The organism is Mycobacterium pseudoshottsii JCM 15466, from assembly GCF_003584745.1.
GTDB classification, from domain to species: domain Bacteria; phylum Actinomycetota; class Actinomycetes; order Mycobacteriales; family Mycobacteriaceae; genus Mycobacterium; species Mycobacterium marinum.
Genome location: NZ_AP018410.1, coordinates 5,259,035 through 5,273,610, shown reverse-complemented (window position 1 = coordinate 5,273,610; position 14,576 = coordinate 5,259,035). Strand labels below are relative to the sequence as shown.

Genomic DNA, 14,576 nt, shown 5'->3' with positions numbered 1-14,576 from the left:
GCAGCGGAATCCGTCGTTGCGCGCCGGCGGTATCGAATCCGGGGGCCGGGCTCGACTCTGCCGATGACCGATTCGGGGTGGCGCAGTTGCGCATCCAGCGATGCACACAGCGCTGCTGTCGGCCGGGTGTGGTGTGAGCACCGGCATCGGAAACGGCGCGGCTGATCCGAGATCCGCCCCGGTGGACGAGGACGAAATCGGCGGCACCGCTGCCGAAATGCGGGCGTTGGCCGACGAGGCTGAGGCCGAAGCCGCAGAAGCGGAGGCCCTGGCGGCCGCCGCCGGTGCCCGTGCGCGCGCCCTGCAACTAAGACGTCGCGCCGAACGCGCCGAGGCCGCAGCGGAAGTTGACGCTGCTTGTGAAGCCACCCATGAAGGCGCGGCGGATGGGCAGGCGACCGCTTCGCGCAACGGTGCCGAAGAGCCGACTGGGAATTCGGCCGATGTCCTCGAGTCCGACGACGTCGCCGAAACCGAAGAGCTGCGCGCCGATGACGACGAGCCGGTAGCCGCCGGCTCGGCCAAGGCCGATGAGTCCGAGGCCGACGAGCTTGCCGATGAGTCCGAGCGGTCACGGCGAGGTCTGCTGAGGCGCCCCAAACTGTCCACCCTCACCGCTGCGCTCGCCGTGCTCGTCATTCTCGCCGCGCTGGCCGGCAGCGCGTACATGGTGCTGCAGCATCGCGATGCGACCCGGCAGCGTGAACGAGTGGCCGAATTTGCCGCAGCGGCCAGGCAGGGCGTTATCACCCTGACATCGCTGGACTTCCAGGACGCCAAGCAGGGGATAGGGCGCATCCTCGACAACTCCACCGGCTCGTTCAAAGACGAACTCCTCAAGTCCTCCGACGACTTCATCCAGGTGGTGCAACAGGCGCAGGTGGTCGAGCAGGGAACGGTCCAAGCCGTCGCCGTCGACAGAAACTCCATGACCGATGACTCGGCGGTGGTGCTGGTCGCCTCGACATCGGAAGTCACCAATGCCGCCGGGGCCAAGAAGGATCCCCGCAGGTACCGGCTGATCGTGACCATCACCCGAGACGGTGATCAGCTCAAGATGTCGAAAGTCGAGTTTGTGCCGTGACCGCAGAGCAGACCTCGGGCGAACAACAGAAGCCTGACGAGGATCCGGGGCCGGAGCCGCTCGAGCGCCGTCGGGCCTGGTTGCACAAGCTGACGCCGGGCAAAGTCGTCGTTGCCGTGGTGGGGCTGCTGGTGGCGGCCGCACTGGGGTTGCTGGCGGCGCTGTTCGTGTTCTCCTACCGGCCAGATCGCGAAGTCGATGCCCAGGCCGCCGGGGCCGCCGTCTCGGCCGCCAGCGACGGGGCGATCGCCATCCTGTCCTATTCTCCGGACACCCTCGACCGCGATTTCTCCTCGGCCAGGTCGCACTTCACCGGCGAATTCTTGTCCTACTACGACCAATTCACGCAGCAGATCGTCGCACCGGCGGCCAAGCGGAAGTCGGTGAGGACCAGTGCGGTGGTGCTTCGCGCCGCCATTTCCGAGTTGCACCCGGACTCGGCGGTGGTACTGCTGTTCGTCAACCAAACCACCCAGAGCGCAGATCGTCCCGAACCGGCATTGACTTCCAGCAGCGTCCTGGTCAAGCTGACGAAAGCTAATGGAAAATGGCTTATCTCATCGTTTGATCCGGTCTAGGTTAGGTCTGGAACCGGTGTAGGGGATGCTGCTGGTGACGGGAACTCGGCGATGACGAACGACATCCACTCGATGGTGATCGCATCGGACTATCGCGTGCCCGATCCAACCAGGGTGTGGCCGCTGCTGGAACGCAACAAGTCCGCGCTCGCCGATATCGGTGCACACCACGTTCTCGTGTACGCCTCAACACATGACTACGGCCGCGTCCTGGTGATGATCGGGGTGCACAGCCGCGAGCCCGTCGTCGAGCTACTTCGTTCGCGGGTCTTCTTCGACTGGTTCGACGCGGTAGGCGTCGACGACATTCCGGCGGTCTTTGCCGGTGAGATCGTGGACAGGTTTGTCGTCGGGGCGTCGGGGTCCGGGGCAGCGGCGGCCCCGGGAGTCGTGGTGGCCGCGATCGCCTCGGTCGACGACGTGGCGACGCTGATCGCCGAAGTCGCCCCGGCGATGGAGCGCTTTGTTGCCGCCGGTATCCGAAAGACCTGGGTCTTTCAGGCTTTCGACGACAGCCACGAAGTGCTGATCCTGCAGGAGTTTCCCGACGAGCAGCGGGCCCGCGAGTGGATCGATCACCCCGACGCCGCGGCCCAATGGCTTCGGGGTGCCGGGATAGGCGCATACCCACCGCTGTTCGTGGGCCGGCTCTCCGAGATGATGCGGATCGATCCGCAGTGAGTTGATCGCCGCAATGTTCGTGTGCCTGTGCAACGGCGTCACCAGTCAGATGGTGGCCGATGCCGTTGTCGCCGGCGCCACGACTACCCGGGAGGTCGCGCGAGCCTGCGGAGCGGGCGCGGACTGTGGGCGCTGCCGTCGCACCGTTCGGGCGATCATCGCCTCGTCAAGTGGCGATCGGGCGGCCCACCCGGCCTAACCTGTCGGTGCTCGTCAGCTGCGTCCGCCGCACTCGGGCGGTGATAGCGATCCGACGAGTTCGTCGAGCAGCGGTGGAACGTCGAGCCGAGGCAATACCGCCTCGACGACGACCATGCGGTCCTGCTGCTCGGCGGCCGCGGTGAGTGCATCGTCGAGCTCGCCGTAGTTTTCGGCCCGCATCGCCAGGTGGTTGGTGACTCCCAGCGCACCGGGGACATCGGTCCATCTCCAGCTGACAATGTCGTTGTACGTAGCGGTCTCGCCGTGAATCGCCCGTTCGACGGTGTAGCCGTCATTGTTGACCACCACGATGACCGGCGACAGGCCCTCCCGGGAGAAAATCCCGAGTTCCTGCACGGTCAACTGTGCGGCCCCGTCGCCGATCAATAACACCGTCCGGCGATCGGGATGGGCCACCGCCGCTCCCAGCGCCGCGGGCAGCGTGTAACCGATTGAGCCCCAGAGGGGTTGACCGATGAAGGTGACGCCCTGCGGCAATCGGTGGTCGGCCATGCCGTAGAACGACGTGCCCTGATCTGCCAGCACCACGTTGCCCGGTGTCAGGGCTTCGCAGAGCCGGTTCCACAGCATCTCTTGGTTGAGTGGCTCGTCGCGCCCCGGGGTGGGCGGGCCCGGCTCGGCCGGGGGTACCGCCACCGGGGGAGAGCTGATCCCGCGCTTGGTCAGGATTGTGGCCACGGCCTGCAGCGCGGCGCCCATCTCCAGTGGTGCGAACACCTGGTCCGCCACGCTGCTTTGGTACTGCCCGATATCGATGGTGCGGGCCGGGTCAATCCGCTGGCTGAAGAATCCGCTCACCATGTCGGTGAATACCACCCCGGCCGTGACCAGCACGGGCGCCTGCTCGATGGCCTTGCGCACCGGCTCGGCGCTGGCGGCCCCGGCGTAGATGCCGAGGAAGTTGGCTGAACTCTCGTCGAGCAGGCTCTTTCCCCACATCAAGGTCGCGTGGGGTACCACGTCGGCGGACAGCAATGCCTCTAGCTCCTTGATCGCTTGCAGGCGATGGACCAACAGGTCGGCCAGGACGGTCAGCTGGTGGTCACCGATCAGGTCGGCGGCAGCGCGGGTGAACAGCGACAGCGCGCGTGGGCTGGTTCCGCCGGCCAGCGGAGGCAACGGGGCGCCGGGCGGTTCGGTGGGGAACCGCGCCACGTCGGTGGACAGTAGTAGGTACCCGGGCCGTTTTTGCTCGCGCACCTCGCAGAGCACTCGGTCGATCTCCCGGCATGCCGTCGCTGGCATGAGATTGGCTTGCGCGCAGGTGATTTCGCGGCTGATTCGGAAGAAGTGCTCGAAGTCGCCATCGCCGAGCGAGTGGTGCAACGCCCGGCGGGCGCCCTGGGCGTCCTTGGAGGGTCCGCCCACGATGTGCACCACCGGTACGTGTTCGGCGTAGCTGCCCGCGATGGCGTTGGTCGCGGAAAGCTCGCCGACTCCGAAAGTCGTTACCACCGCCGACATTCCACGTAGCCGTCCGTATCCGTCGGCGGCGTAGCCGGCGTTGAGCTCATTGGCGCTGCCCACCCAGCGGATGATCGGATGGGCGACGATGTGGTCCAGGAATTCCAGGTTGTAGTCGCCGGGAACCCCGAAGATCTCCGAGACACCGAGTTCGGCCAGACGGTCGAGCAGGTAGTCGCCGACGGTGTAGACGGGGTCAGTGGCGGCATCATTTTCGAGCAGGGTCACGACGACGACGCTACGCCGTTGAAACTATTCCGGTTGGGCCGCCGCTTCGCTATCGTGCGGGCCATGGCAATCAAAGAAACCCGCGACATCGTCATCGAAGCCAGCCCCCAGGAGATCTTGGACGTCATTGCTGACTTCGAAGCGATGCCCGAATGGTCTTCGCCGCATCAGAGCGCCGAAATTTTCGAGACCGGAGCCGATGGTCGGCCCAGCCAGGTGAAGATGAAGGTCAAGACCGCGGGTATCACCGACGAGCAAGTGGTGGCCTACAGCTGGGGCGACAACAAGGTGAACTGGTCGCTCGTCAGTTCGGGCCAGCAGCGTTCCCAGGAGGGGAGCTACCTCTTGACGCCGGAGGGCGACAAGACCCGGGTAAAGCTCGAGCTGGCCGTCGACGCGGTGGTGCCGCTGCCGGGATTCGTGCTCAAGCGTGCGGTGAAGGGCACGGTGGAGTCCGGCCTCGATGAGCTGCGCAAGCAGGTGCTGAAGGTGAAGAAGGGCTGAGTAGCCACGGTGGCGGGTGGGGGACCCCTGGCGGGGGTGAAGGTCATCGAGTTGGGGGGCATCGGCCCCGGCCCACATGCCGGGATGGTGCTCGCCGACCTGGGTGCTGACGTGGTGCGGGTGCGCCGGCCCGGGGGTCTGCAGATGCCGGCCGAGGACCGCGATCTGCTGCATCGCGGAAAACGGATCGTCGACCTGGACGTCAAAAGCCAGCCGCAGGCCTTGTTGGAGTTGGCCGCCAAGGCCGACGTGCTGCTGGATTGTTTTCGGCCGGGCACCTGTGAACGCCTGGGAATCGGGCCCGATGACTGCGCCGCGGTAAACCCGCGATTGATCTTCGCGCGCATCACCGGCTGGGGGCAGGACGGCCCGCTGGCGCCGACGGCCGGCCACGACATCAACTATCTGTCGCAGACCGGTGCGTTGTCGGCGCTGGGCTATCGGGACCGGCCACCCACGCCCCCGCTGAATCTGGTTGCCGACTTCGGCGGCGGTTCGATGCTGGTGCTGCTTGGCATCATGGCCGCGCTCTACGAGCGGGAGCGGTCGGGCAAGGGGCAGGTCATCGACGCCGCGATGGTCGACGGGGTCAGCGTGCTGGCTCAGATGATGTGGACCATGAAGGGAATTGGCAGTCTGCGCGACGAGCGCGAGTCCTTTCTCCTTGATGGGGGTGCCCCGTTCTACCGCTGTTACGAGACTTCTGATGGCAAACACATGGCAGTGGGGGCCATCGAGCCGCAATTCTTCGCGGCGTTGCTGGCCGGACTTGGTCTGTCGGCCGCCGAGGTGCCGTCTCAGCTCGACATCGCCGCCTACCCCAAGATGCGCGAAATGTTTTCGGAGCGGTTCGCCAGCCGAACCCGTGACGAATGGGCCGCGGTCTTCGCCGGCACCGACGCATGCGTGACCCCGGTGCTGACGTGGAGTGAAGCGGCAGCTAGTGATCATCTGCGGGCGCGCTCGACGGTGATTTCCGCGCACGGCGTGGAGCAGGCCGCGCCGGCGCCGCGGTTCTCCCGAACGCCGGCCGGGCCGGTGGGGCCACCGCCCGCCACGACCACGCCGATCGGCGAAATCAACTGGTAACTAGTTATTTGCACCGAACCCGGTTCGTGGCCCGGGCAGCGTTGCTAGCTTGAACTTGGTGGCCGTAAAAGCAGCGCGGGAATTCGTTATTGATGCGCCCCCGGAAGTGGTCATGGAGGCGCTGACAGACGTCGGCGTCTTGGTCTCCTGGTCACCCCTGCACAAGAGTGTGGAAGTCATCGACTACTACCCGGATGGCCGTCCGCATCACGTGAAGGCCACCATCAAGATTCTCGGGCTCGTGGACAAAGAGATCCTGGAGTACCACTGGGGCCCGGATTGGGTGTGCTGGGACGCGGATCAGACCTTCCAGCAGCGCGGTCAGCACGTCGAGTACACGGTCCGGCCCGAGGGACTCGACAAATCGCGGGTGCGGTTTGACATCACCGTCGAACCGTCAGGGCCGATCCCGGGATTCATCGTCAAGCGGGCTAGCGAGCACGTGCTCGACGCCGCGGCGAAGGGGCTCAGTGAGCTGGTCGCCAATCGCGACGCAACGGATCAGGCCAAGTAGCTTCGTCTCACCTGAAACCTAGATTTTGGTTGCTAGTTTGGTGGCAGTGGCCATACAAGCGTCGGGTGAGATCGTCATTGATGCGGCCCCCTGAGGTGATCATGGAGGCGCTAGCCGACATGGGCGCGGTGCCGTCGTGGTCGGTGGTGCACAAGCGTGTCGAGGTCGTTGACCATTATCCGGACGGCCGACCTCACCACGTGCGGGTCACCATCAAGGTCACTGGGATCGCCGACACCGAACTGCTCGAATATCACTGGGGGCCGGACTGGATGGCCTGGGATGCCCAGAGGACCGTCCAGCAACACGGTCAGCACGGCGAGTACAACCTGCGCCGCGAAGCGGACAACAAGACGCGAGTGCGCTTCAGCATCACGGTGGAACCCTCAGCTCCGCTACCCGAGTTCTGGGTTAATCGTGCGCGCCGAAAGATCCTGCACTCCGCGCTGGAGGGATTGCGCAAGCGTGTGATGGGTACGGCTGACTAGGCCGCGTCACGCAGTGCGGCCAGCCGCTTGATCGCCTCGTCCAGGGTGTCTTCGCGTTTGCAGAAGGTAAAGCGCACCAAATGATTCCAGATATCGGCTTGGGTTGAAGCATGCTCGGCCACCGGATCGCAGAAGGCCGACATCGGGATGGCGGCAACCCCCACCCTCTCGGGCAGCGCGGCGCAAAACGCCGTGCTGTCGTCGTAGCCGAGCGGCCGCGGGTCGGCGCACAAGAAGTAGGTGCCGTGGCTGTCGTGTACCCCGAATCCGATCTCACTCAGGCCCGCGGCCAGCCGATCGCGTCTGGCCTGTAACGAAGTCCGCAGCGCTACGACCCAGGCATCCTCGGAATCCAGTGCCAGCGCCACCGCGGGCTGCAGCGGCGCCCCGCCGACATAGCTCATGTACTGCTTTGCCGCGCGCACCCCGGCGATGAGTTCTTTTGGGCCGCAAGCCCATCCGATCTTCCATCCGGTGCAGTTGAACATCTTGGCCGCGCTCGAGATCGTGACCGTGCGCTGCGCCATCCCGTCAAACCCGGCCAGGGGCAGGTGTTGGTGCCCGGTTGGCGAGGTGAACACCAGATGCTCGTACACCTCATCGGTGATCACCAATAGGTCTGCGGCCACCGCAATCTCTGCTATTGCCGCGAGCTCGGCACGGCTGAGCACCGCGCCGGTGGGATTGTGCGGGGAGTTGACGATCAGTGCGCGGGTCTTGGGTGTCACGGCGCGTCGCAGCGCATCGGCATCCAGCGCGAAGCCGCGGCCGTCGGGTACCAGCGGCACGGCAACTCGCTTCGCGCCGGCCATTGCTATCACCGGTGCATAGGAGTCATAGAACGGTTCGATCAACAGCACTTCCGAGCCGGGTTCGACCAGTCCCCGGACCGCGGCCGCGATGGCCTCGGTGGCGCCGACCGTGACCAGCACCTCGGTATCCGGGTCGTATTCGACACCGAAGCGTCGTCGACGCTGGGCGGCGATGGCCTGGCGCAGGGCCGGGATGCCCATTCCCGGCGGATACTGGTTGGCGCCCGCGGCGATGGCCTCTTGGGCGGCCTTCAACATCGCCGGCGGTCCGTCCTCGTCGGGAAAGCCTTGGCCAAGATTGACCGCACCAATGCGCGCGGCCAATGCCGACATTTCGGCGAACACCGTCGTCGCGTAGGGCTGTAGCCGCGACACCGTCATGTCGGTCGAGCCTAGCCCGAGCGGCGATGCGCGCCGTCGCGCGGCGTGGGGCGCACGCTGCCGCGGGCGGTGATCAGCGGCGCGGACCGCTCCAGCAACCTCGGCCCAACCAACAGGTTGGCCGAGGCCCCTGTTAGTGTGCCTGTACTGGACCTAGTCTTGATGACGGATCTGAACCCCAATTTTTGTGAACAGGAAGTCGACATGTCCGAAGAAGCCTTCATTTATGAGGCCATCCGCACGCCGCGTGGCAAGCAAAAGAACGGATCGCTAAACGAGGTCAAGCCGATAAGCCTGGTCGTTGGCCTGATCGAGGAGCTGCGCAAGCGCAACCCTGACCTCGACGAGAACCTGATCAGCGACGTCATCCTGGGCTGCGTGTCGCCCGTCGGTGACCAGGGCGGCGACATCGCCCGCGCTGCGGTGCTGGCCTCCGGGATGCCGGTCACCTCCGGTGGCGTGCAGCTCAACCGGTTCTGCGCATCGGGTCTGGAAGCGGTGAACATGGCCGCCCAGAAGGTGCGTTCCGGCTGGGATGACCTGGTGCTGGCCGGTGGTGTGGAGTCGATGAGCCGGGTGCCGATGGGTGCCGACGGCGGCGCCATGGGGCTTGACCCGGTCACCAACTACGACGTCATGTTTGTTCCGCAGGGCATCGGCGCCGACCTGATTGCCACCATCGAGGGCTTCTCCCGCGACGACGTCGACGCCTATGCGCTGCGTAGCCAGGAGAAGGCCGCCGAGGCGTGGTCGGGCGGCTACTTCGCCAAGTCCGTGGTGCCGGTCCGCGACCAAAACGGTCTGCTGATCCTCGACCACGATGAGCACATGCGGCCCGAGACCACCAAGGAAGGCCTGGGCAAGCTCAAGTCGGCCTTCGAGGGCCTGGCGGCGATGGGCGGTTTCGACGACGTCGCGCTGCAGAAGTACCACTGGGTGGAAAAGATCAACCACGTGCACACCGGCGGCAACAGCTCCGGCATCGTCGATGGCGCCGCGATCGCGATGGTCGGCAGCGAAAAGGCGGGGGCAGCGATCAACGCGACCCCGCGCGCCCGCATCGTCGCCACCGCGACCAGTGGCGCCGACCCGGTCATCATGCTGACCGGCCCGACCCCTGCCGCCCGCAAGGTGCTCGACCGCGCCGGCCTGACGGTTGATGACATCGATCTGTTCGAGCTGAACGAGGCGTTCGCGTCGGTGGTGCTGAAGTTCCAGAAGGACCTCAACATCCCCGACGAGAAGCTCAACGTCAACGGTGGGGCCATCGCGATGGGTCACCCGCTGGGGGCGACCGGCGCGATGATCCTGGGCACCATGGTCGACGAGCTGGAGCGCCGCAACGCCCGGCGCGCATTGGTCACGCTTTGTATTGGTGGCGGCATGGGTGTCGCGACGATCATCGAGAGGGTTTAAGTAAATGGCCGACAACACAATTCAGTGGGACAAGGATGCCGACGGCATCGTCACGCTGACCATGGACGACCCGTCGGGGTCGGCCAACGTCATGAACGAGGCCTACATCGAGTCGATGGGTAAGGCGGTGGATCGCCTTGTTGCCGAAAAGGATTCGATTACCGGAGTGGTGATCACCAGCGCCAAGAAGACCTTCTTCGCCGGTGGTGACCTCACATCCATGATCCAGGCCGGTCCGGAAGACGCCGGGCAGTCCTTCGACACGGTCGAGACGGTCAAGCGGCAGCTGCGAACCCTGGAGACGCTGGGCAAGCCCGTCGTCGCCGCGATCAACGGCGCGGCACTCGGCGGTGGCCTCGAGATTGCGCTGGCCTGCCATCACCGCATCGCGGCCGACGCCAAGGGCAGCCAGCTGGGTCTGCCCGAGATGACCCTGGGCCTGCTGCCCGGTGGCGGCGGGGTGACCCGCACCGTGCGCATGTTCGGTATCCAGAACGCCTTCGTGAGCATCCTGTCCCAGGGCACCCGGTTCAAGCCGGCCAAGGCCAAGGAGATCGGGCTGGTCGACGAGGTGCTGCCGACGGTCGAGGAGCTGGTGCCCGCCGCCAAGGCGTGGATCAAGGCCAACCCGGATTCCCACGAGCAGCCCTGGGACAAGAAGGGTTACAAGATCCCGGGCGGCACTCCGTCGTCGCCGGGGTTGGCTTCCATCCTGCCGTCGTTCCCGGCCTTGCTGCGCAAGCAGCTCAAGGGCGCTCCGATGCCGGCCCCGAAGGCCATTCTGGCCGCCGCGGTCGAGGGTGCGCAGGTCGATTTCGACACCGCCAGCCGCATCGAGAGCCGCTACTTCGCCTCGCTGGTCACCGGCCAGGTCGCCAAGAACATGATTCAGGCGTTCTTCTTCGACCTGCAGGCCATCAACGCCGGCAAGTCGCGGCCGGACGGCATCGGCAAGACCCCGATCACCAAGATCGGTGTGCTCGGTGCCGGCATGATGGGCGCGGGCATCGCCTACGTCTCGGCCAAGGCCGGCTACGACGTGGTGCTCAAGGACGTCAGCGCGGAGGCCGCCGCCAAGGGCAAGGGCTACTCCGAGAAGCTGGTGGCCAAGGCACTCGAGCGCGGTCGCACCACCCAGGAGAAGGGCGACGCGCTGCTGGCTCGCATCACCCCGACCTCGGACCCGGCCGACCTCAAGGGCGTGGACTTCGTCATCGAGGCCGTGTTCGAAAACCAGGAACTCAAGCACAAGGTGTTCCAGGAGATCGAGGACATCGTCGAGCCCAACGCGGTGCTGGGATCGAACACCTCCACGTTGCCGATCACCGGTCTGGCCACCGGGGTCAAGCGCCAAGAGGACTTCATCGGTGTCCACTTCTTCTCCCCGGTCGACAAGATGCCGCTGGTCGAGATCATCAAGGGTGAGAAGACCTCCGACGAGGCCCTGGCCCGGGTGTTCGACTACACCCTGGCAATCGGCAAGACCCCGATCGTGGTGAACGACAGCCGCGGCTTCTTCACCTCCCGGGTCATCGGCACCTTCGTCAACGAGGCGCTGGCGATGCTCGGTGAGGGTGTCGAGCCGTCGTCGATCGAGCAGGCGGGATCGCAGGCCGGCTACCCGGCCCCGCCGCTGCAGCTGTCCGACGAGCTCAACCTGGAGCTGATGCACAAGATCGCTACCGCTACCCGCAAGGGTGTCGAGGACGCCGGTGGCACCTACGAGCCGCACCCGGCCGAAGCGGTTGTCGAGAAGATGATCGAGGTTGGTCGGTCCGGTCGGCTCAAGGGCGCGGGCTTCTACGAGTACCCCGAGGGCAAGCGTGCCGGCCTGTGGCCGGGCCTGCGGGAGACGTTCAAGTCGGGCACCTCGGAGCCGCCGCTGCAGGACATGATCGACCGGATGTTGTTCGCCGAGGCGCTGGAAACCCAGAAGTGCCTCGACGAGAACGTGCTGATGTCGACGGCCGACGCTAACATCGGATCCATCATGGGTATCGGCTTCCCGCCGTGGACCGGTGGTAGCGCGCAGTACATCGTCGGCTACGAGGGTGCGCTCGGCCGGGGCAAAGAGGCCTTCGTAGCCCGCGCCCGCGAGCTGGCCGCCAAGTACGGCGACCGCTTCCTGCCGCCGGACTCGCTGACCTAAGCGTCAGGCTTGGCGAGCAGACGCGGAATCGCGTGCGACCCACGGTCGCAATGCGATTCCGCGTCTGCTCGTGCCTATCCGGGCCGTGGTGGGGCGTATTCCTTGAACCGCATTGAGTCGTAGAGCCGCACACCCTTGGTGTTCAGCTTCGCGACCGCTTTGGTGAGGCCACCGGGCAGCATTGAAACCAGCTGCGCACCGTGGGTCAGCGCCCACACTCCGGCTTTCGATCGCGGAATGAGGCTCACGGCGACCCCGCTGGCAAAGGTGCGGCTGCGACTTACCGGGTCGGCCATCTCTCGCTCGTAGGCGGCGAACGCTCGCGCGTAGTCGCCGCCCGCTTGGGCCGGTTCCCCGGCCAGTATGTAGGCGCCGAGCACCGACAGGCTGGTGCTGCCGCCGACCGCGGGCTCCGGGCAGTAGCCGGCGTCGCCGACCAGTGTTACCCGCCCGCGCGACCAGGTGTCGAGCTGCAACTGGGTGATCGAGTCGAAGTAGAACGCTGGTGTGCGGTCCAGCTCTTCGAGCCAAAGGTCCACCTGCGGATGCATTCCGGCGATCGCTTCACGCAATAATTCCTTTTGTCGCAAGACATCTCGGTAGTGGTATCGCAGTTCCTCCTGGGTGCGGAACAGGAACAGCAGGCGCGCGTCGTCGAGGGGCGCTGCGGTGTAGACCGCTGCCATCCGGCCGGGCCCGACGTGACCGACCATCTCGCCGTCGTGTGCCAGTCCTTTCGGCACCGACACCACCGCGAGGTACCCGCCGAGGAATTGAGTGTGTCCGGCGTCTTCGCCGAAGACCAGGCGCCGCACGTTGGAGTGCAGCCCGTCGGCACCGACCACGATGTCGAAGCAGCGTGGCGCGGCCTGCTCGAAGCTCACCCGTCCGTCCGGCGAGATGGCTGTGATCGAGTCGCCGAACAGGTATTCGGTGTCATGGCGGCTGGCCTCGTAGTAGATCTCACTGAGATCGTCGCGCATGATCTCGACATGCTGGTCGGACGTGGCGCCGAAGATCTTGGCGAGATTGACGCGAACTGGCCGCCGCGCGCCCTCGCGATACCAGGTCAGGGTTTCGGTCCCGGTGGCCAGCGCTTCGATCTTCGATAGCACGCCCATCTTCGCCGAGATCTCCATGGACGGCCGGAACAGGTCAACGGCATGGCCGCCGGCCTTGCGCAATTGTGGCGCCCGCTCGACGACGGTGACATCGAATCCGTAGCGGCTCAGCCAAAATGCCAGTACCGAACCGGAGATGCTGGCGCCCGAAATCAAGATCCGCACGTCGGCCTCCTACTTACTTAACGTTCGGTAAGGCCAACATGGGGTGCTTACCTAACGGTAGGTCAGATAGCCTCGTGTGGTGACCAAGCCCAGGTCGGACACCAGGCGGCGGATCCAGGAAGTCGCTCGCGAACTATTTCTGCGCCAAGGTGTGCGGGGCACCCGCTTGCAGGACATCGCAGACCGGCTGGGGATCACCAAGCCGGCGCTGTACTACCACTTCGCGTCACGCGAAGACCTGGTGCGCAGCATCGTGGTGCCGTTGATCGAAGAGGGTGAGCGATTTGTCGCGGAGCGTGAGCGGCTTGCCGACGGCAATGTCCGCGGCCTGCTCGAGGGGTACTTCGATTTCCACTACCGGCATCGTCAGGACCTGATGCTGGTGGTGGTCGAACTGACGTTGCTGTCCGACCTCGGTCTGATCGACACCGTGCTGGCCTGGCGGGAGCGGCTCGGTCGGCTGGTGTTCGGCGCGGCGCCGACGCTCGGTCAGGCGACCCGGGCGGTGCTGGCATTTGGTGGATTGCAGGACTGTTGCATGCAGTTTCCGGACGAGCCCTATGCGCAACTGCGGCAGTACTCGGTGGAGGCGGCGTTGGCCGCGCTTGGTGTTTGACGCCGGGCTCGGGGCGGGTGCTTGGTGCCCGCTCCAAATTCGGAGGCCGCCGGGCATATAGTCCGAGCTATGCGCTTTGGTCTCTTCATTCCGCAAGGCTGGCGAATGGATCTCGTCGGCATCGCGCCCGAGCAGCACTGGGCGGTGATGCGTGACCTGGCTACCTACGCCGATGCCAGCGCCTGGGACTCACTGTGGGTCTATGACCACTTCCATACCGTGCCATTGCCCAGTGACGAGGCCACCCATGAGGCCTGGTCGCTGATGGCGGCCTACGCGGCGGTGACCTCGAGGATCAAGCTCGGCTAAATGTGCACCGCGATGAGCTACCGCAATCCGGTATATCTCGCCAAGGTGGCGGCCACCGCCGACATCATCTCCGGCGGGCGCATCCAGATGGGGATCAGCGGTGGCTGGTACGAACACGAGTGGCGTGCCTACGGCTACGGATTCCCTTCGGCCGGGGTGCGGTTGGGCCGGCTGGACGAAGGCGTGCAGATCATGCGGGACGCCTGGCGCGACGGCAAGGTCAGTTTTGACGGCAAGCACTATCAGGTCGACGGCGCGATCGTCGCGCCGAAGCCGTTGCAGAACAATGGAATTCCATTGTGGGTTGCCGGTGGCGGGGAGAAGGTGACGTTACGTATCGCCGCACAGTACGCGCAGTACACCAACTTCACGCCCCAGCCCGAACAGTTCGCGCACAAGTCGCAGGTGTTGGCGGAGCATTGCCGCAAACTGGGCACCGAATTCGACGCCATAGTGCGATCGGCCAACTTCACCGCCGTCTTGGGTACCTCGGAAGCCGACGTCAAAGATCGGCTGGGGCGAGTCCGTGACCGTCTGGTCGGCTACGTGCCCGAGGCCGTGGCCGATTCGATGGTTGGCGGCCTGCCGGATTCGGCGACGGGCACGCCCGAACAGGTCATCGAGCGACTGGCGCAGATTCGTGACCTTGGGTGCGAATACGCGATCTGCTATTTCCCGGAAGCCGCGTATGACCGCTCCGGCATCGAGTTGTTCGAGCGTGAAGTGATTCCCGCGCTGAGCTAGCGGCCACCGCG

13 protein-coding genes and 2 pseudogenes are annotated in these 14,576 nt (G+C 65.5%); 12 read left to right on the top strand and 3 right to left on the bottom strand.

Features of this window, described 5'->3' with window-relative positions; translation table 11 throughout:
• The first annotated feature begins 100 nt into the window (after window positions 1–100).
• The 4 genes from MPSD_RS24010 to MPSD_RS23995 are packed head-to-tail and all read left to right on the top strand — an operon-like array spanning window position 101 to window position 2,542.
• Window positions 101–1,084 (top strand): VirB8 family type IV secretion system protein, encoded by a 984-nt coding sequence (locus MPSD_RS24010; protein WP_020786009.1) that lies wholly within the window; start codon window positions 101–103, stop codon window positions 1,082–1,084.
• Window positions 1,081–1,662 (top strand): hypothetical protein, encoded by a 582-nt coding sequence (locus MPSD_RS24005; RefSeq protein ID WP_020786010.1) that lies wholly within the window; start codon window positions 1,081–1,083, stop codon window positions 1,660–1,662. Before MPSD_RS24010 ends, MPSD_RS24005 begins: the two co-directional genes overlap by 4 nt.
• A gap of 51 nt (window positions 1,663–1,713) precedes the next feature.
• The gene (locus MPSD_RS24000) at window positions 1,714–2,343 is read left to right on the top strand and encodes a hypothetical protein (RefSeq protein ID WP_015357126.1); all 630 of its coding nucleotides are present in this window, start codon (window positions 1,714–1,716) and stop codon (window positions 2,341–2,343) included.
• Window positions 2,344–2,356: 13 nt separating this feature from the next.
• Window positions 2,357–2,542 carry a (2Fe-2S)-binding protein gene (locus tag MPSD_RS23995; protein ID WP_011738661.1) on the top strand — a complete coding sequence of 62 codons (186 nt, stop codon included), beginning with the start codon at window positions 2,357–2,359 and terminating at the stop codon, window positions 2,540–2,542.
• A 14-nt stretch (window positions 2,543–2,556) separates the two neighbouring features.
• Here MPSD_RS23995 and MPSD_RS23990 read toward each other — a convergent pair whose 3' ends face one another.
• Window positions 2,557–4,257 (bottom strand): alpha-keto acid decarboxylase family protein, encoded by a 1,701-nt coding sequence (locus MPSD_RS23990; RefSeq protein ID WP_020726557.1) that lies wholly within the window; start codon window positions 4,255–4,257, stop codon window positions 2,557–2,559.
• 63 nt (window positions 4,258–4,320) lie between these two features.
• Between MPSD_RS23990 and MPSD_RS23985 the strand changes: the two genes are divergently transcribed.
• The 4 genes and pseudogenes from MPSD_RS23985 (at window position 4,321) to MPSD_RS23970 (ending at window position 6,852) form a co-directional block, all read left to right on the top strand.
• Window positions 4,321–4,761 carry an SRPBCC family protein gene (locus MPSD_RS23985; protein ID WP_011738659.1) on the top strand — a complete coding sequence of 147 codons (441 nt, stop codon included), beginning with the start codon at window positions 4,321–4,323 and terminating at the stop codon, window positions 4,759–4,761.
• Between the two features lie 9 nt (window positions 4,762–4,770).
• Window positions 4,771–5,850 carry a CaiB/BaiF CoA transferase family protein gene (locus tag MPSD_RS23980; protein WP_015357124.1) on the top strand — a complete coding sequence of 360 codons (1,080 nt, stop codon included), beginning with the start codon at window positions 4,771–4,773 and terminating at the stop codon, window positions 5,848–5,850.
• Window positions 5,851–5,908: 58 nt separating this feature from the next.
• Window positions 5,909–6,364, top strand: coding sequence for an SRPBCC family protein (locus tag MPSD_RS23975; protein ID WP_081435805.1), 456 nt, complete (start codon window positions 5,909–5,911; stop codon window positions 6,362–6,364).
• Between the two features lie 46 nt (window positions 6,365–6,410).
• Window positions 6,411–6,852: pseudogene (locus MPSD_RS23970) on the top strand (SRPBCC family protein).
• On the opposite strand, the gene MPSD_RS23965 reads toward MPSD_RS23970, so the two are convergent.
• Window positions 6,849–8,045, bottom strand: coding sequence for a pyridoxal phosphate-dependent aminotransferase (locus MPSD_RS23965; RefSeq protein WP_020786015.1), 1,197 nt, complete (start codon window positions 8,043–8,045; stop codon window positions 6,849–6,851). The pseudogene MPSD_RS23970 and the gene MPSD_RS23965 sit on opposite strands and share 4 nt — an antisense overlap.
• Window positions 8,046–8,249: 204 nt before the next feature.
• Between MPSD_RS23965 and MPSD_RS23960 the strand changes: the two genes are divergently transcribed.
• Together MPSD_RS23960 and MPSD_RS23955 are read left to right on the top strand one after the other, a co-directional pair.
• Window positions 8,250–9,461: an acetyl-CoA C-acetyltransferase gene (locus MPSD_RS23960; protein WP_036427131.1), complete on the top strand. Its 1,212-nt coding sequence runs from the start codon at window positions 8,250–8,252 to the stop codon at window positions 9,459–9,461.
• A 4-nt stretch (window positions 9,462–9,465) separates the two neighbouring features.
• The gene (locus tag MPSD_RS23955) at window positions 9,466–11,610 is read left to right on the top strand and encodes a 3-hydroxyacyl-CoA dehydrogenase NAD-binding domain-containing protein (RefSeq protein WP_086084974.1); all 2,145 of its coding nucleotides are present in this window, start codon (window positions 9,466–9,468) and stop codon (window positions 11,608–11,610) included.
• Between the two features lie 74 nt (window positions 11,611–11,684).
• Here MPSD_RS23955 and MPSD_RS23950 read toward each other — a convergent pair whose 3' ends face one another.
• Window positions 11,685–12,896, bottom strand: coding sequence for an FAD-dependent monooxygenase (locus MPSD_RS23950; RefSeq protein ID WP_020786018.1), 1,212 nt, complete (start codon window positions 12,894–12,896; stop codon window positions 11,685–11,687).
• A gap of 79 nt (window positions 12,897–12,975) precedes the next feature.
• On the opposite strand from MPSD_RS23950, the gene MPSD_RS23945 reads away from it, so the two are divergent.
• Together MPSD_RS23945 and MPSD_RS23940 are read left to right on the top strand one after the other, a co-directional pair.
• Window positions 12,976–13,512, top strand: a complete 537-nt coding sequence (locus tag MPSD_RS23945; protein WP_036427133.1) for a TetR/AcrR family transcriptional regulator — start codon at window positions 12,976–12,978, stop codon at window positions 13,510–13,512.
• 69 nt (window positions 13,513–13,581) lie between these two features.
• Window positions 13,582–14,565 (top strand): annotated as a pseudogene (locus MPSD_RS23940) (LLM class F420-dependent oxidoreductase).
• Window positions 14,566–14,576 lie beyond the last annotated feature (11 nt).